Origin of the sequence: Janthinobacterium lyxosi (assembly GCF_051380665.1) — a bacterium.
Lineage (GTDB): Bacteria > Pseudomonadota > Gammaproteobacteria > Burkholderiales > Burkholderiaceae_D > Janthinobacterium.
In genome coordinates this window covers 178,129-193,133 of sequence record NZ_JBNYXM010000009.1, presented here as the reverse complement: position 1 = coordinate 193,133, position 15,005 = coordinate 178,129, and the positions used below count along the sequence as shown (strand labels likewise).

Annotated in this window: 16 protein-coding genes; 8 read left to right on the top strand and 8 right to left on the bottom strand. The window is 63.5% G+C overall.

The features are described from left to right. The first annotated feature begins 16 nt into the window (after positions 1-16). Entirely contained in the window at positions 17-631 is a 615-nt protein-coding gene (locus ACQ4WP_RS12040; RefSeq protein WP_436520830.1) for a glutathione S-transferase N-terminal domain-containing protein, read from the top strand. Between the two features lie 58 nt (positions 632-689). Here the strand turns inward: ACQ4WP_RS12040 and bfr are convergent, their stop codons facing one another. Then, a complete protein-coding gene (gene bfr, locus ACQ4WP_RS12035) occupies positions 690-1,166 on the bottom strand; it encodes a bacterioferritin (protein WP_010401839.1) in 477 nt (158 codons plus the stop codon). Positions 1,167-1,582: 416 nt separating this feature from the next. On the opposite strand from bfr, the gene ACQ4WP_RS12030 reads away from it, so the two are divergent. Further along, on the top strand, positions 1,583-2,263 hold the full coding sequence (locus tag ACQ4WP_RS12030; protein WP_046684505.1) for a Fe2+-dependent dioxygenase: 681 nt from the start codon (positions 1,583-1,585) through the stop codon (positions 2,261-2,263). 226 nt (positions 2,264-2,489) lie between these two features. On the opposite strand, the gene ACQ4WP_RS12025 is transcribed toward ACQ4WP_RS12030, so the two are convergent. Further along, positions 2,490-3,191 (bottom strand): energy transducer TonB, encoded by a 702-nt coding sequence (locus ACQ4WP_RS12025; RefSeq protein ID WP_077409313.1) that lies wholly within the window; start codon positions 3,189-3,191, stop codon positions 2,490-2,492. Between the two features lie 17 nt (positions 3,192-3,208). Next, the gene (locus ACQ4WP_RS12020; RefSeq protein ID WP_131387646.1) at positions 3,209-3,424 is read right to left on the bottom strand and encodes a (2Fe-2S)-binding protein; all 216 of its coding nucleotides are present in this window, start codon (positions 3,422-3,424) and stop codon (positions 3,209-3,211) included. A 411-nt stretch (positions 3,425-3,835) separates the two neighbouring features. Here ACQ4WP_RS12020 and ACQ4WP_RS12015 point away from each other — a divergent pair, with 411 nt between their 5' ends. From ACQ4WP_RS12015 to ACQ4WP_RS12000, 4 genes are all read left to right on the top strand, one after another. After that, positions 3,836-4,120 (top strand): FeoA family protein, encoded by a 285-nt coding sequence (locus ACQ4WP_RS12015; protein WP_101483044.1) that lies wholly within the window; start codon positions 3,836-3,838, stop codon positions 4,118-4,120. A gap of 2 nt (positions 4,121-4,122) precedes the next feature. Beyond that, on the top strand, positions 4,123-6,024 hold the full coding sequence (gene feoB, locus ACQ4WP_RS12010; RefSeq protein ID WP_436520827.1) for a ferrous iron transporter B: 1,902 nt from the start codon (positions 4,123-4,125) through the stop codon (positions 6,022-6,024). Positions 6,025-6,033: 9 nt separating this feature from the next. Continuing rightward, complete coding sequence (locus tag ACQ4WP_RS12005; RefSeq protein WP_436520825.1) at positions 6,034-6,309, top strand: DUF6587 family protein; 276 nt, start codon at positions 6,034-6,036, stop codon at positions 6,307-6,309. A 70-nt stretch (positions 6,310-6,379) separates the two neighbouring features. Beyond that, positions 6,380-6,541, top strand: a complete 162-nt coding sequence (locus ACQ4WP_RS12000) for a hypothetical protein (protein ID WP_193316916.1) — start codon at positions 6,380-6,382, stop codon at positions 6,539-6,541. Positions 6,542-6,576: 35 nt separating this feature from the next. Here ACQ4WP_RS12000 and ACQ4WP_RS11995 read toward each other — a convergent pair whose 3' ends face one another. Further along, on the bottom strand, positions 6,577-7,497 hold the full coding sequence (locus ACQ4WP_RS11995) for an AraC family transcriptional regulator (RefSeq protein WP_436520823.1): 921 nt from the start codon (positions 7,495-7,497) through the stop codon (positions 6,577-6,579). A gap of 129 nt (positions 7,498-7,626) precedes the next feature. Between ACQ4WP_RS11995 and ACQ4WP_RS11990 the strand changes: the two genes are divergently transcribed. Continuing rightward, positions 7,627-8,616, top strand: coding sequence for an oxidoreductase (locus ACQ4WP_RS11990; RefSeq protein WP_436520821.1), 990 nt, complete (start codon positions 7,627-7,629; stop codon positions 8,614-8,616). 45 nt (positions 8,617-8,661) lie between these two features. Here ACQ4WP_RS11990 and nagZ read toward each other — a convergent pair whose 3' ends face one another. The 4 genes from nagZ to ACQ4WP_RS11970 form a co-directional block, all read right to left on the bottom strand. Further along, positions 8,662-10,203: a beta-N-acetylhexosaminidase gene (nagZ, locus tag ACQ4WP_RS11985; protein ID WP_436520819.1), complete on the bottom strand. Its 1,542-nt coding sequence runs from the start codon at positions 10,201-10,203 to the stop codon at positions 8,662-8,664. Positions 10,204-10,378: 175 nt separating this feature from the next. After that, the gene (locus ACQ4WP_RS11980; protein ID WP_436520817.1) at positions 10,379-11,989 is read right to left on the bottom strand and encodes an FMN-binding glutamate synthase family protein; all 1,611 of its coding nucleotides are present in this window, start codon (positions 11,987-11,989) and stop codon (positions 10,379-10,381) included. 101 nt (positions 11,990-12,090) lie between these two features. Continuing rightward, a complete protein-coding gene (locus ACQ4WP_RS11975; RefSeq protein ID WP_436520815.1) occupies positions 12,091-13,104 on the bottom strand; it encodes a M48 family metallopeptidase in 1,014 nt (337 codons plus the stop codon). 1 nt (position 13,105) lies between these two features. Further along, on the bottom strand, positions 13,106-14,158 hold the full coding sequence (locus ACQ4WP_RS11970) for a YjgN family protein (RefSeq protein WP_436520813.1): 1,053 nt from the start codon (positions 14,156-14,158) through the stop codon (positions 13,106-13,108). Between the two features lie 167 nt (positions 14,159-14,325). Here ACQ4WP_RS11970 and ACQ4WP_RS11965 point away from each other — a divergent pair, with 167 nt between their 5' ends. Beyond that, entirely contained in the window at positions 14,326-14,997 is a 672-nt protein-coding gene (locus tag ACQ4WP_RS11965; RefSeq protein ID WP_436520811.1) for a glutathione S-transferase, read from the top strand. The last annotated feature ends 8 nt before the right edge of the window (positions 14,998-15,005 follow it).

Here is a 15,005-nt window from a genome sequence, read left to right as displayed (position 1 = left end):
TTACCTTAAAGTACCTATGAAACTGATCGGTTCCCTCGCCAGCCCGTATGTCCGCAAAGCCCGTATCGTGCTGGCGGAAAAAAAGCTCGACTATGTCTTCGAGCTGGAAAACGTGTGGGTGCCGGAAACCCGCATCGCCCAGGCCAATCCGCTGGGCAAGGTGCCCTGCCTGGTAATGGAAGATGGCAGCACGCTGATCGATTCGAAAGTCATCGTCGAATACCTCGACACGCTCACGCCCGTGTGCAAGCTGCTGCCGGCCGGCGGCAATGGCCGCGAGCGGGCCGACATCAAGAACTGGGAAGCGCTGGCCGACGGCATTCTCGACGCGGGCGTGCTGGTGCGCCTGGAGCGCACGCAGCGCCCGCCCGAGCAGCAAAGCGCGGCCTGGATCGCGCGCCAGCTCGACAAGATCACGCTGGGCCTGGCGGCGCTGGAAGCACGCCTGGGCGAGAGCGCGTATTGCGCCGGCAAGAACTACACCTTGGCCGACGTGGCCGTGGGTTGCACGCTCGGCTGGCTCAGCTTCCGCTTCCCGGAAATCGACTGGCGCGCAGACCATTCGGCGCTGGCGCGCCTGTTCGACAAACTGTCCGAGCGGCCATCGTTCAAGGACACCGTGCCGCAATAAGGCACAGACGTAAAAAAACCGGCACACATGCCGGTTTTTTTTCGATGCTGCGAAAGGATTACTCTTCCACGGCCATCTGGCTCTGCAGGTAGTTCTGGATGCCGACTTTGGCGATCAGGTCGATCTGCGTTTCGAGCCAGTCGATATGCTCTTCCGTGTCTTCCAGGATCATCAGGAACAGGTCGCGCGAGACGTAGTCGCCCGCTTTTTCGCTGATGGCGATGCCTTCCTTGACGGTGGCGTGCGCGGCGCGTTCCAGCTTCAAGTCGCATTCCAGCATTTCCGGCGTGTTCTCGCCGATCAGCAGCTTGTGCAGCGCTTGCAGGTTAGGCAGGCCGTCGAGCATCAGGATGCGGTCGATCAGCTTGTCGGCGTGTTTCATTTCGCCGATCGATTCTTCGTACTCCTTCTTGCCCAGCTTTTCCAGGCCCCAGTGCTTGTACATGCGCGCATGCAGGAAGTACTGGTTGATGGCCGACAGTTCGTTGGTGAGCTGTGCGTTGAGCATGCGGATGACTTCTTTATCGCCCTTCATGGGATGTCCTTTGTTCTGTGTTGCGTTCGATGATGAAACCGGAGGCTGCTGGCGTTCACTGCCGGGTGGCGCAGGCTGCCTGGTGGCGCGCAGGTTGCCGGTTTCGCTATGCCCGCATGATAGCGCAAAATATGGGCGCTTTTTGCTGCAAAACGGTGTTTTTCCGTCTTTTTAACGTAAATATCGTGCGAATAAAACCCATTCTCAAATGGATTGCCACAATTTTCCGTTTTTTATTTGTTAAGGAAAATGAAGGCCATTCTCATTCGCGTTCCCGGTGCTATTTTGCTGCCGCTGGCGCGCGCGTGGCCGCTCTAAAAAGGCGGGAAATGTTTGGCCGTTCTTGCTTTTGTGTCTTCTTGGCCGCTGGCGGCGATGCGATAATTAGCGGGGAACTCACTACAAAGGATAGCAAGATGATGCTGCATATACCCGGCGTACTGACGCCGGAACAGGTGACGCAGTTTCGCCAGCGCCTGGCGCAGACGGACTGGGTCGACGGGCGCGCCAGCGTCGGGGCGCAAGGGGCGCAAGTCAAGCGCAACCGCCAGTTGGCCGAGGGTTCGCCGCTGGCGCTGGAACTGGGCGAAATCGTCAGCCGCGCGCTGATGGCCAATCCGCTGTTCTTTGCCGCCGTGCTGCCGCTGCGCATCTTGCCGCCGTTTTTCAACAGCTATGCGGGCGGCGAGCACTATGGCCTGCATATCGACGGCGCCATCCGCACGCCGAAAAACGGCATGCAGTCGATGCGCGCCGACGTCTCGTCTACCGTGTTCCTGAGCGAGCCGGATGAATACGAAGGCGGCGAGCTGGTGGTGGTCGATTCCTACGGCACGCATGAGGTGAAACTGCCGGCCGGCGACGTGATCGTGTATCCCTCGAGCAGCGTGCACCAGGTGCTGCCCGTCACCAGCGGCGAGCGCATCTGCTCCTTCCTGTGGACGCAAAGCATGGTGCGCGAGGACTGGAAGCGCAGCATGCTGTTCGAACTCGATCAGAACATCCAGAGCGTGCGCGCAGAGCACGGCGATTCGCCCGCGACGGTGGGCTTGACGGGGCATTATCACAACCTGTTGCGGATGTGGGCGGAGATGTGAGGCTGGGGTCAGACCCCCGGCGACGTTGGCGCTGAGCTTGGCGTTGGCGGTGTTGAGGGTCTGACCCCATAGCGGGCAAAAAAAAGTCTGCCTGGCCCGGGGATGTAGGCTGGCAGACTGAAACAAGCAGTTGCTTGACTGGCACAGAAAACAGGGCGCAAAAAAGCAAGCAGGGCACATGGTGCGGTGCTTGCGGGCTGGCAGCGGCGCAAGGGCCGCCGGAAGGCTAGCTCAGTTGGAAGGTCAGCGGTACTAAAACGTAGACGGGAACAGGCTTGCCGTTTTCGATCATGGGCTTGAACAGCGCGCGCTGCGCCGCCTGGCGGCCCGCTTCATCGAGGTTGCCGTAGCCGGTCGATTTATGGATCAGGATTTGCTCCGGCAAGCCTTTTTCATTGATCAGGATGCGCAATACCACGGTGCCGCTTTCGCCCAGGCGGCGCGACAAATTCGGGTAGATCAGTTGCGGTGCCTTGATGTATTCGACGCTGCTGACGGTGCGCGGCGTCGACGGTGCCGGTGGTGTCGGCGACGGTGTCGATGGCGCCGTCGGCGCGGCAGTGGCAACGGGTGCCGCTTCGGCGCGCGTCGGCTGCGGCGGCGTGATCGTCGGTTCGCTCGGCGCCACGGCGATCAGCGGCAGCGGCGGGATCACGGCGCGCGGCACGGGAGCGCTCAGTTCCACGGTTTTTGGCACCGACGGTGCCGGTGGCTTGGGCGGCGCCGGCGGGGCGATGATGCTGATGGTGGTGATGGTCGGCATGGCCGCCGTGACGACGCGGCTCAGCAGGCCGCTCTGGATGGCGTAAAAGCCGGCGATATGCAGGACGACGATGGCCATCAGCGGCGCGAACTTGTTGCGCTTCTTGTCGAAGTCGGCAAATTGTTGCACGGCCTGCACCGTTACGGGCGGGGGCATCATCGTCATGGCGTTCATCGCTTTCTTTAGTTTGTCAGTACAGCTCGCATCAATACGGTTTCTTGCAACACTACCGTGGCGTTCAGGTGATCATTCAGCACTTCCCGCGCGCAGGTATGGCATTTGCCGCAGCAGGTGGCCACGCCCAGGTCGCGGCGCAATTCGGCCATGCTGGACAGGCCAAGATCGACGGCTTGCCGGATTTCACGATCAGATATGTTGTTGCAGACACATACAATCATTGATGCACCTTCTGGGTGGAGGATGAACAGACACTAGCGCTGAGAAGCATTGTTGTTAGTGTTTTAATGAGAATCATTATCATTACGTTTCATTGTCGCGCAAAGTGCAGGACAATGCAAGCGATTTTGATCAAGTGTGGGCGCTTGGCGGCCTGGCGCTGCAGCTTGATATGCGATTCGCGCGCATGACGCAGCCCTTGATGGGGGCGGCTCTCCGGGCTAAATAAAAACTATTCGCATTCATGTTTATAATGCTGGTATTGTCTCGGACGGTCGCCGTCTGGACAGATTGAATGGCCGCTTGTCGGTAATGCGCAACAGTTGCGTTTTACCTCACAAACCTGAGACCAGTGCAAGGCGCCCCGCGCCGCAGCCTGTTTCAGGTGTTCTTAATTTGAACGGAATTTGCTCATGACTCTAGTTCCACCCTTGATGACGCTCGATGCGCTGGCAGTCGGCCAGAGCGGCACGGTGTTGCATATCACGCCCCACGCGGCAGGACAGACGGAGGACGGCGTCGACCTGGCCCGCCGCTTGATGGAGCTGGGGTTCGTTCCCGGCGAACGACTCCGCATGCTCAAGCGCGGCATGCCCGGCGGCGATCCGCTGGCCATCAAGGTCGGCAATGCCACGTTCGCACTGCGCCGCTTCGAAGCGGCGCTGATCACGATTCAACCGCTGCTTCAACCGGAATAACCATGGGTGCTGTCGAAACTATCGTCGATGCGGGCGTGCACAAGCCGCCGCATCAGCCACAAATTGCCCTGCTGGGCAATCCGAACTGCGGCAAGACCGCCCTGTTCAACCGTTTGACGGGCGCGCGCCAGAAAGTGGCGAACTACGCCGGCGTGACCATCGAGCGCAAGGAAGGCCATTTCACCTCGCCCGCCGGCAAACCCGTGCGCGTGCTCGATTTGCCGGGTGCCTACAGCCTGTCTGCCACCACGCCCGATGAAGCCATCACGCGCGACGTGGTGGGGGGATTGCGCAAGGGCGACCCGCGCCCGGACGCCATCATCTGCGTGGTCGATGCGACCAATCTGCGCCTGAACTTGCGCCTGGTACTGGAAGTCAAGCGCCTGGGTCTGCCCATGCTGCTGGCGCTGAACATGACGGACGTGGCGCGCAAGCGCGGCATGCTGATCGACACGGTCAAGCTGTCGCAGGAACTGGGCATGCCCGTGGTGGAAACCGTGGCGGTGCAGCACGATGGCGAAAAAGCCTTGCTGAACGCCATCGACGCCATGCTGCCGCTGCCGGCCGTGGACGCCAAACCGCTGGCGGCCATCGATGCCGTTACCGTCGAAGAAACCCAGCGCGAAGTGCGCCGCATCCTGGCCGCCGTCAGCAATGACACCAGTGACACGGGCAACCTGACGGAAAAAATCGACGACGTGGTGCTGCACCCCGTGTTCGGCCCCATCATCCTGGCCGTGCTGATGTTCCTGATCTTTCAGGCCGTGTTTGCCTGGGCCGCCACGCCGATGGAAATGATCACCGATGGCGTGGGCCACCTGGGCGCCTTGCTGACGGCGAACATGCCAGACGGTCACCTGAAAAGCTTGCTGGTGGAAGGCATCATCGGCGGCGTTGGCAGCGTGCTGGTATTCCTGCCGCAGATCCTGATTCTGTTCTTCTTTATCCTGAGCCTGGAAGACTGCGGCTACCTGCCGCGCGCGGCCTTCTTGCTGGACCGCCTGATGGGCGGCGTGGGCCTGTCCGGCCGCGCCTTCATCCCGCTGCTGTCGAGCTTTGCCTGCGCCATTCCCGGCGTGATGGCGGCGCGCACCATCCAGAACCCACGCGACCGCCTGGTCACCATCATGATCGCGCCGCTGATGACGTGCTCGGCGCGCCTGCCCGTGTATGCGCTGATCATCGCCGCCTTTATCCCGGAACGCCAGGTGTGGGGCTATCTGAGCCTGCAAGGCCTGGTGCTGTTTGTCCTGTACTTCGCCGGTATCATCTCGGCCATGGCCGTGGCCTGGGTCATGAAGCGCGGCATGGGCGTGCGCGGCAACCAGCCGCTGATGCTGGAACTGCCGGCCTATCACTGGCCGCACTTGCGCAACCTGGCCGTGAGCCTGTGGGAGCGCGCGAAGATCTTCCTGACGCGCGTCGGTACCATCATCCTGAGCCTGATGATCATCCTGTGGTTCCTCAGCACCTTCCCCGGCGCGCCGGACAACGCGATCCATCCGCCGATCTATTACAGCCTGGCCGGCATCCTGGGCCGCGGCCTGGAAGTGATCTTCGCGCCCATCGGTTTCAACTGGCAGATCTGCATCGCGCTGGTACCGGGCATGGCGGCGCGTGAAGTGGCCGTCGGTGCCCTGGGTACCGTGTACGCGCTGTCGCAAACGGGCGACGCGCTGGCCACCACCCTGGAACCGCTGATCGCCCATTCGTGGTCGATGGCCACCGCGCTCTCCTTGCTGGCCTGGTATGTGTTCGCGCCGCAGTGCCTGTCGACCCTCTCCGTGGTGAAACGGGAAACGGGCGGCTGGCGCTATCCGCTGCTGATGGCCGGCTACATGTTTGCGCTGGCTTACGCCGCTTCGTTCATCACGTATCGCGTCGCCCTGATGCTGGGCGCTTAGGAGCACACCATGTGGCAAACCATTATCGTCGCCCTGATCGTCGCAGCCGCGCTGCTGCATTTTTCGACCAAGTACCTGCCGGCGGGCGTGCGCCGCGCCATCGTGCGTGGCCTGGTGCGCTGCGGCCTCGACGAGGCGAAGATGTCGACCTTGTTCAAGGTGGCGCCGGGTTGCGGTAGCGGTTGCGGTTCCTGCGGCTCCTGCGACAATCCGCCGCCGCCATCCGCCACGCCGCCGGCCGATGGCAGCAGCAAGCGCGTGATCCTGATGCAGGTGCAGCGCTAAGGTTGATGTACGTCTGGCCACGGGCGCGCCCGTGGGCTACACTGTGCTTTCTGCATGGCAAGGAGTGGCAATGGCGATACTGTTGATCTTCATGTTTTTGTTTGCGATCGCTTCCTGGCTGCTGGCCAGCCGGCGCGGCCGTCACGGGGGACTCTGGTTCGGCATCGGCCTGTTCCTCGGACCGTTTGCCTTGCTGGCAGTGGCGGCCCTGCCGCCCGTGCCGGCACGCTGACCCTGTATTTTAAAAACCCGCAAGCGCGGGTTTTTTTACGCCTGCGCCTGCGCGTGGCGCAGCCGGTACTGGCGCGGCGAGCAGGCCATGACGCGTTTGAAGGCGTGGCTGAAGGCGCTGTCCGAATCGTAGCCCAGCGCCTGCGCAATCGACGTCACGGTCGCGGCGCTGTCCTTCAGGCGCCGCACGGCCAGGCGCATGCGCCAGCGCAGCAGGTAATCGAGCGGCGTCACGCCCACCTTGCTCTTGAAATGCAGGGCAAAGGCGGAGCGCGACTGCCCTGCGACGGCGGCCAGCTGCAGCAAGGTCCAGCGCCGTGCCGGTTGCGCATGCATGGCTTCGATGGCGGCGCGCAGCCGGGGATCGGCCAGCGCGAACAGCCAGCCTGCCGGATGCGAAGCCTGCGCTGCCAGGTACTGGCGCAGCATTTGCAGCAGCATCATGTGGCCCAGGTGGCGCGTCATCAGCGCCGCGCCGGGTGCCGTCGCCTGCAGTTCCTGCGCCAGCCGTTGCAAGGCCCAGTGCAGCACGCTGGCCTGGTCCGTATCGCCGCGCACGTGCAGCAGCGGCGGCAGGCAGTCGAGCAGGATGGCCGCCTCGTCGCCAAAGCTGAAGCGTCCGCCGATGAGGAAAAAATCGTGCTGCGGCGCGCCGTAGCGGGCCACGCCCTGCTGCGCGTGCCGGTACACTTCCAGCGCCGGCGCGGCGGGCAAGCCGGGTGTGCTGGCCAGGGTGAACGCGCGCCCCGGCGCCAGCAGGAAACAGTCGCCAGTATGCAGTTGCAAGGGAGCGTCGATGCCCGCGACCGTCAGCCAGCAGCCGCCTTCGAGCACGGCGTTGAACTTGATGCCGTCCGGCGGCGGAAAGTCGATGGCCCAGTCGCCGCCCGCCTTCAGGCCGGCAAAGTAGGAGCTGCGTGTATCGAGCAGCGAGAGTACATCGGAGAGTAAATCCATGGTGGGGTTCAATTCTGGACGATGGCGATAGTATTACAGATTTTACGCCATTTGCAGTCCAGGGCCGCCCGCGCAAAATAGCCATGTCGCCAGCCGCCCCGCGCTGGCCACCCACATGCAGAGGCAGACATGACATACAGCGATCACAGGCAAACTCCCCTGCACTCCGGTTTTGGCGCGGCGACCACCGCCAGCGAAGCGCTGGCCGGGCGTGACCTGTCCGGCGTGCAGGCCATCGTCACGGGCGGCTATTCGGGCCTGGGACTGGAAACGGTACGCGTGCTGGCCGGCGCCGGCGCCACGGTGCTGGTACCGGCGCGCGATCCGCATCAGGCGCAAGCCGCCTTGAATGGCATGGCCGGCGTGGAGATCGCCACGCTCGACTTGCTCGATCCGCAGGCCATCGACAGCTTTGCCGCCGCCTTTCTTGCCACCGGCCGCGCTCTGCACGTGCTGGTCAACGGCGCCGGCATCATGGCCACGCCCTTGCTGCGCGATGTGCGTGGCTACGAGGCGCAGTTCGCGACCAATCACCTGGGGCATTTCCAGCTGACGGCGCGATTGTGGCCCGCCTTGCGACAGGCGCAGGGCGCGCGCGTGGTGTGCGTCTCGTCGCTGGGGCACCGGCAGGCAGGCGTCGACCTGGACGACGCCCATTTCGTGCGCCAGCCGTACGACAAATGGCGCGCGTATGCGCAGTCGAAAAGCGCTAACGCCCTGTTTGCCGTGGAGCTGGACCGGCGCGCTGCGGCGCACGGCGTGCGCGCCTTCTCGCTGCATCCGGGCGCCATCCTGACGCCGCTGGTGCGCCACCTGGACCTGGACGACATGCGCCGGGTGGGCGCGCTCGATGAACAGGGCCAGGTGAATCCGCCGCCGCAGTCGGGTTTCAAGAATGTGGCGCAGGGCGCCGCCACGGCCGTCTGGTGCGCCACCAGCGCGCAGCTCGATGGTATGGGGGGCGTATATTGCGAAGATTGCGATATCGCTACCCTGGTGGCGGACGACAGCACGGGGCCGGGCGTGCGGCGCTGGGCCAGCGACCCTGTGCAGGCACGCCAGCTATGGGTGCTGAGCGAGCAGATGACGGGCGTGCGTTTCGATTGCGACGCAGAATAGAAAATGCCGGGCAATGCCCGGCATGTGCAGGAGGCCGGCGTAGCTTTACGCCTTGCCCGCCAGCTTGTCCACGACCGGCACCAGCGCGGCCGGGCGGCAGCCGAAGGCGGCCAGGCGGCCTTGCGCTTGCGGCGCCAAGTCCAGGTCGTAGGGCAGGCGGCCCGCCACCAGCCACAGTTTATCTTGCGGCAGGGCCTCGACCAGGCGGCGCTGGCCAGCGACGAACATGGCGTTATACGTTTGCAGCACGATTTGCTGCGCGCCTTGTGTAAAGGCGATGGCGGCATCGACTTCTTCGTCCAGCGCTTCGGCCGATAGCGCATATTCGCGCACGTCCAGGCCCGCTTCGAGCAGTGCCGGCAGCATCGAGCTGCGCGCTTCCTTGTTGCGGCCCAGCGCCACTTCGTCGATTTCGCTGCGCGAACGCACTTCCACCGTCAGCAGGGTTACGGGCAGGCTGGGGTCGAGCGCGCGGTACTCGCCTTGCACGCGCAGGGCGGCCTTTTGCAGCAGCTGCGACAGGGCCATGGCGGCCGGCTGCATCAGTGCCGGTGGCGTGACCGGGCGGGCGCGCCAGTCGCGCACGGCGCGGTTGCGCTTGAGTTCAGCCACGCGCGCGACGGCTGCGTCGATGCGGGCCATGGCGATGTCACCCCGTTCCACGGCGGCGATGACGGCCTCGATGGCAGCCGTCTGCTGCGCTTCGCGGTGCGAGATGAGGACGATGTCGGCGCCCGCCTGCAAGGTGGCGATGGCGCCCTGGGCGATGCCGATGCCGTCGGCGATGGCCGCCATTTCCAGGCAATCGGTGATGACCACGCCCTTGTATTTCAACTCGCCGCGCAGCAGGTCCGTCAGCACGCCTTTGGAGAGGGTGGCCGGCACGCTGGTATCGGCCTCAAAAGCGGGAAAGACCACGTGCGCCGTCATGATGGCATCCACGCCGCCGGCGATCGCCGCGCGGAACGGCGCCAGTTCTACGGCGCGCAGGCGTTCCTTGTCGTGCGGGACCAGCGCCATGGCGTAATGCGTGTCGATGGCCGTGTCGCCGTGGCCGGGGAAGTGCTTGGCTGTCACGGCCACGCCGCTGGCGCGCTGGCCGCGCATGGCTGCCATGCCGTAGTCGATGACGGTGGCGGCATCCTCGCCATACGCGCGCACGCCGATGACGGGGTTGTTGCGGTTGTTGTTCACGTCCAGCACGGGCGCGAGCAGCATATTGATGCCCACCTGGCGCATTTCATCGCCGCTGATCTGGTTCATGCGTTCGCAATCCTCGATGGAGCCGGCCGCCTGGAAGGCCATCGCCGCGGGAATCGGCGTGACACCCTGCTCGATGCGCATCACCATGCCGCCTTCCTGGTCGATGGCGATGAGCAGCGGCGTGTCGGACACTTCCGCGTTGATTTCCTGCAGTTCGCGGCACAGGGCTGACACTTGCGCGGGCGTGTGCACGTTGCGGCGGAACAGGATCACGCCACCCACCTTCTTTTGGCGTATCAAAGTCTTGATATGCTCGTCCGCCTGCAGGGCGTCGAAGCCCACCATGAACAACTGTCCTACTTTTTCGCGCAAACCCTGCTCCATGCTGCAACTCCTCCGGTCTGTGATGATGGCATACGTATTGTGGCACCGTGGTGGCGCGTCTTGGCGATCACCGGAAAGTTGCCTGCGTTTTGTACTTATTTTGGTATTGTATTGGATTTGGATATTTGCGCAAGTGGTTATTAAGTGGTATTGCCACACTTGCGCAATGCAGGGCTTAATCCAAGCGTTGGAATGATACCGCCTGGGCCTTGGGCCAGTACAGGCCGAACACGGGCGGCAGTTGCGGCAGCTGGCTCGGGTCAAGTAGCTGGCCCGCTTCCAGGAAGGGCAGCAGGGCTGAGGCCAGTTTCACCTGATTCGGCGAGATGCGCCGCACCAGGTGGTGCGGGCGCAGTTCCTGCGGATGCGCCAGGCCGGCGGCGGCGATCAGTTCGGCCAGCGCCTTCATGGTGTTCTGGTGGAAGTGCGCCACGCGGGCGATCTTGTCGGGCACCACCAGCGCGCGCTGGCGCTGCGGGTCTTGCGTGGCCACGCCCGTGGGGCAGCGGTCCGTGTGGCAGCTTTGCGACTGGATGCAGCCCAGCGCGAACATGAAGCCGCGCGCCGAATTGCACCAGTCGGCGCCCAGCGCCAGCAGGCGGGCGATGTCGAAGGCCGTGATGATCTTGCCTGAGCAGCCGATCTTGATCCTGTCGCGCAGGTTGGCGCCTACCAGGGTGTTATGCACGAGCACCAGCGCTTCCTGCAGCGGCGTGCCCACATGGTCGGTAAATTCCAGGGGCGCCGCGCCCGTCCCGCCTTCGCTGCCGTCGACGACGATGAAGTCGGGCGTGATGCCTGTTGCCAGCATGGCCTTGACGATGGCGAAAAACTCCCACGGGTGGCCGATGGCCAGCTTGAAGCCCGTCGGCTTGCCCCCCGACAGGGTGCGCAGGCGGTCGATGAAGTGCAGCATTTCCAGCGGCGTGGAAAAGGCGCTGTGCGCGGCCGGCGAGACGCAATCCTCGCCCACCATCACGCCGCGCGTGGTGGCGATTTCGATGGTCACCTTGGGGCCGGGCAGCACGCCGCCGTGGCCCGGCTTGGCGCCCTGCGACATTTTCAGCTCGATCATTTTCACCTGCTCGGAGCTGGCGTTGGCGATGAAGCGTTCCTCGGAAAACGTGCCGTCCTGGTTGCGGCAGCCGAAGTAGCCGGAGCCGATTTCCCATACCAGGTCGCCGCCGTTTTCGCGGTGATAAGGACTGATGCTGCCTTCGCCCGTGTCGTGCATGAAGCCGCCGCTGCGCGCGCCGCCGTTCAGGGCCAGGATGGCGTTGGCAGACAGGGCGCCAAAGCTCATCGCCGAGATATTGAAGACGCTGGCCGAATACGGTTTTGCGCGCGGGCAGTCCGGGTGGTTGCCGATCTCGATGCGGAAATCGTGGCCCGTGACCTTGGCGGGGGCGATGGAATGGTTGATCCATTCGTAGCCCGCCTCATACACGTCGAGCTGGGTGCCGAACGGGCGCTTGTCCGTCTGCTCCTTGGCGCGCTGGTAGACGATGCTGCGCTGGCTGCGCGAGAACGGCGTCGCCTCGCTGTCGCTTTCCAGGAAGTACTGGCGGATTTCGGGGCGGATGCTTTCGAAGAAAAAGCGGAAATGCGCGAGGATGGGGTAGTTGCGGCGCAGGGCGCGCTTGGTTTGCAGCAGGTCGCTGATGCCGACCAGGGTCAGCGCACCGGCCAGCAGGGGCAGCCAGTAATGATCGTAGTAAAACAGGGACAGGACAAAAATGGCTGCCGTCGCAATGAAGGTCAGGTAGCGAAATGGTACTAGGTGCATGGGCACTCCGGTGAAGTCAGACTGATACTGCCGAGTCTACCTTCGATTTGCGGAACGTGCTGGCGGGAAAGAACGCGGCGCCCGGTGGACGCCGCGCGGGATCAACGCTGTGCGGCGCGGATGCGTTCGACGCGTTCGGCGCTGGCCGGATGGCTCGACAGATACGGCGTGCCGTGATCGAGTTTGCCCAGGGCGACAAACACTTGCGCCAGGTGTTCCAGCGGGATGCCGTTCTGGCGCAGCATGGCAATCGCGTAGTCGTCCGCGTCGCGTTCGACATCGCGCGAATACTTCAAGTCCAGCAGCAGCGGCGGCAGGGTCGCCACCACCGTCGAGACGTCGCCGAACAGCAGCGCGGCGCCGGCGCCCACGGCCGAGGTCTGGATGATGCGCCGCGTCAGGTGGCGCTGCTGCAAATGCCCCAGCTCATGCGCCAGCACGCCCATGATGGCCTGGTCGTCCGGCAGCAGTTCCACCATTTCATCGGTCAGCACGATGTCGCCGGATGGCAGGGCAAACGCGTTCGCACCGATTTTGCTCTTGCGGAAAACGATGCGGTGCTCTGGCGTGCTGTCGCCGGGCGTGGCCAGGCGCGCGAACTGGGCGCGCAAGGCTTGCTGGCGCCCGCCATCGAGCTGGCTAGGCGCGAATACATGGCGGTCCAGCATATCGAGCACGCCCTGGCCCAGCTGCCGTTCGACCGACTGCGGCAAGGCATACGCGATGCCTTTGGCCGCCAGCGGCAGCAGGTATTGATAGCTGAGCCACAGGGCCACGATGGTGGCCACGGTGGCCAGCAGGGCGCCGCGCCAGCTTTGCTGCAGCCGCACCACCCAGCCGTCGCGGTGTCCCGTAGCGTGCAGCACGTCGTTGAAGGCCGCCTGGTCGGCGATTTCCAGGTAGGCGCCGTCGGGAAAGCTGACCTTGCGCACGGCGTGGCTGCTGCGTTCGGACACGTGCAGTTCGCCCAGCGGGCAACTGCGCTCGATGTCGCCCGCCAGCACGGCCTGCCCATCGCGCACGGACAGTGTCACGTGGTACAGGCGCGAGGTCTGGCCGTCGAAATAGCGCGCGGGCACGGGGGCCGCGCCCGGCGCGTGGTGATCGAGCGTCATGCTACAGCGACAGGTCGAAGTCCAGCAGGTCGACCATGCCTTCGCCCGTGGCCGACACTTGCTGGCCCGTGGCGGCGACAAACTCGTCCAGGCTGCCATGCACCAGCATCGAGGTCGCTTCCAGGCGGTACTTCAGCCAGCGCACATGGGCGAATGGTGTAAACAGGCCCAGGGTGACGACGATGCCCAGCAGATTGCTCAGCATGACGAAGGTGGTGCGGCCCCACGTCAGCTGCGACTGGAACTGGTGCTGCTGCAAGCGCGTATGGTTCCAGATCAGGTTCTGGATCATGGTCAGGAACAGTGGCAGCACGGTGAATGCCCACAGGTACAAGGCACCGATGGCAAACAGCAGGCTGCCAACCTTGGTCTTGTCATTTGCATTGGCCGCAAACGAGGCGAACACGCTGCCGAAGACGACGAAAATCAGGACCAGCAAACCGCCCAGCAGCAACGCGAAGAACAGCAGATAGGTTTTGTAGAAGCTGCCGACCGTGGCGTCAAAGCTGAAATGGGTGGCGCCGAAACGGCTTTGCGTGTGCTGGAAGCGCTTCAGACGCTGGTGCAGGAAAGGCGTCATCAGGCCGCCCGTGAAGGTATTCAGGATGGGCAGCCACAGGAAGTACTTGTAGGCTTCCTTGGCGCTGCCGCCAAAGCCGAAGCGGATGCCGCGGTAGCTGGTGTTGTACAGCTTGAATTGCAGGCTTTTCCAGACCAGCCAGGGCAGGATGGCGGCCATCAGCACCAGCATGATCAGGCCGATGACGGGCGAAACCTGGAAGGCGATGTTATAGCCGGCGATCAGCACCACGGCGGCGATACGGCCTTTCAGGATGGCCACGGCGTTGCCATGGTATTCGAAGCTGCCACCCGCCAGGTGGGTGCTGGAATAGAAATAGCGGTTGCGGCGCACCTTGGCCCAGGCGGAATAAATGCCCAGGGTGACGATGCTCAGCAGCAGGTTGACGATCCAGATGCGGAAGTATTCGCTGCCGGTGGCGCTGAAGGTAATGGCTTCGCGCTGGGCGCTGTTGTTGTTGACGTCGACATCCACGGGGAAAGATCCTTACTTATTGGAAACAAAACAAGATAAGGGAATACGGAATAGTTATCAATTGAAAATACTGTTTTTCGCAATTTCTTTTTGCAGATCTTCATGCGCTGCCCGATCCGGCCGTCCCGGCTATACTGGAACTCAACCATCGCCTAACGGGAAACACCATGATCGTCGTCCACCATCTGAACAATTCGCGCTCGCAGCGCGTGCTCTGGCTGCTCGAGGAACTTGGCCTCGACTACGAGGTCAAGCGTTACCAGCGCGATCCGAAAACCATGCTGGCGCCCGCCTCCTTGAAAGCCGTGCATCCCTTGGGCAAGTCGCCCGTGATGACGGATGGCGCCAACACCATCGCCGAATCGGGCGCCATCATCGATTACCTGGTCGAGCGCTACGGCAATGGCCGATTGATACCGGCGGCGGGCACGCCGGAGAAGCTGCGCTGGACCTACTGGCTGCATTTCGCGGAAGGCTCGGCCATGCCGCCGCTGCTGATGAAGCTGGTGTTCGACAAGGTCGAATCGTCGCCGATGCCGTTTTTCGTCAAGCCGATCGCGCGCGGCATCGCCAGCAAGGTCAAGAGCAGCTTCATCATGCCCAATATCAACAGCCAGCTGGCCTACATGGAAGCGGAGCTGGAGAACACCAAATGGTTTGCCGGCAATGAATTCACGGCGGCCGACATCCAGATGAGCTTTCCGCTGGAAGCGGCCGCCATGCGCGGCGGACTCGACGAGCGCCTGCCGAAGCTGACGGCGTTCCTGCAGCGCATCCACGCGCGGCCCGCCTACCAGCGGGCGCTGGAACGGGGCGGGCCGTACGATTTCGCCAAGTAAAAGTGATG

What these genes read in the sequence shown, in the direction of transcription:
- ACQ4WP_RS12040 (WP_436520830.1), top strand. Translation starts at nt 17, where the DNA reads ATGAAACTGATCGGTTCCCTCGCCAGCCCGTATGTCCGCAAAGCCCGT.
- bfr (WP_010401839.1), bottom strand. Translation starts at nt 1,166, where the DNA reads ATGAAGGGCGATAAAGAAGTCATCCGCATGCTCAACGCACAGCTCACC.
- ACQ4WP_RS12030 (WP_046684505.1), top strand. Translation starts at nt 1,583, where the DNA reads ATGATGCTGCATATACCCGGCGTACTGACGCCGGAACAGGTGACGCAG.
- ACQ4WP_RS12025 (WP_077409313.1), bottom strand. Translation starts at nt 3,191, where the DNA reads ATGACGATGATGCCCCCGCCCGTAACGGTGCAGGCCGTGCAACAATTT.
- ACQ4WP_RS12020 (WP_131387646.1), bottom strand. Translation starts at nt 3,424, where the DNA reads ATGATTGTATGTGTCTGCAACAACATATCTGATCGTGAAATCCGGCAA.
- ACQ4WP_RS12015 (WP_101483044.1), top strand. Translation starts at nt 3,836, where the DNA reads ATGACTCTAGTTCCACCCTTGATGACGCTCGATGCGCTGGCAGTCGGC.
- feoB (WP_436520827.1), top strand. Translation starts at nt 4,123, where the DNA reads ATGGGTGCTGTCGAAACTATCGTCGATGCGGGCGTGCACAAGCCGCCG.
- ACQ4WP_RS12005 (WP_436520825.1), top strand. Translation starts at nt 6,034, where the DNA reads ATGTGGCAAACCATTATCGTCGCCCTGATCGTCGCAGCCGCGCTGCTG.
- ACQ4WP_RS12000 (WP_193316916.1), top strand. Translation starts at nt 6,380, where the DNA reads ATGGCGATACTGTTGATCTTCATGTTTTTGTTTGCGATCGCTTCCTGG.
- ACQ4WP_RS11995 (WP_436520823.1), bottom strand. Translation starts at nt 7,497, where the DNA reads ATGGATTTACTCTCCGATGTACTCTCGCTGCTCGATACACGCAGCTCC.
- ACQ4WP_RS11990 (WP_436520821.1), top strand. Translation starts at nt 7,627, where the DNA reads ATGACATACAGCGATCACAGGCAAACTCCCCTGCACTCCGGTTTTGGC.
- nagZ (WP_436520819.1), bottom strand. Translation starts at nt 10,203, where the DNA reads ATGGAGCAGGGTTTGCGCGAAAAAGTAGGACAGTTGTTCATGGTGGGC.
- ACQ4WP_RS11980 (WP_436520817.1), bottom strand. Translation starts at nt 11,989, where the DNA reads ATGCACCTAGTACCATTTCGCTACCTGACCTTCATTGCGACGGCAGCC.
- ACQ4WP_RS11975 (WP_436520815.1), bottom strand. Translation starts at nt 13,104, where the DNA reads ATGACGCTCGATCACCACGCGCCGGGCGCGGCCCCCGTGCCCGCGCGC.
- ACQ4WP_RS11965 (WP_436520811.1), top strand. Translation starts at nt 14,326, where the DNA reads ATGATCGTCGTCCACCATCTGAACAATTCGCGCTCGCAGCGCGTGCTC.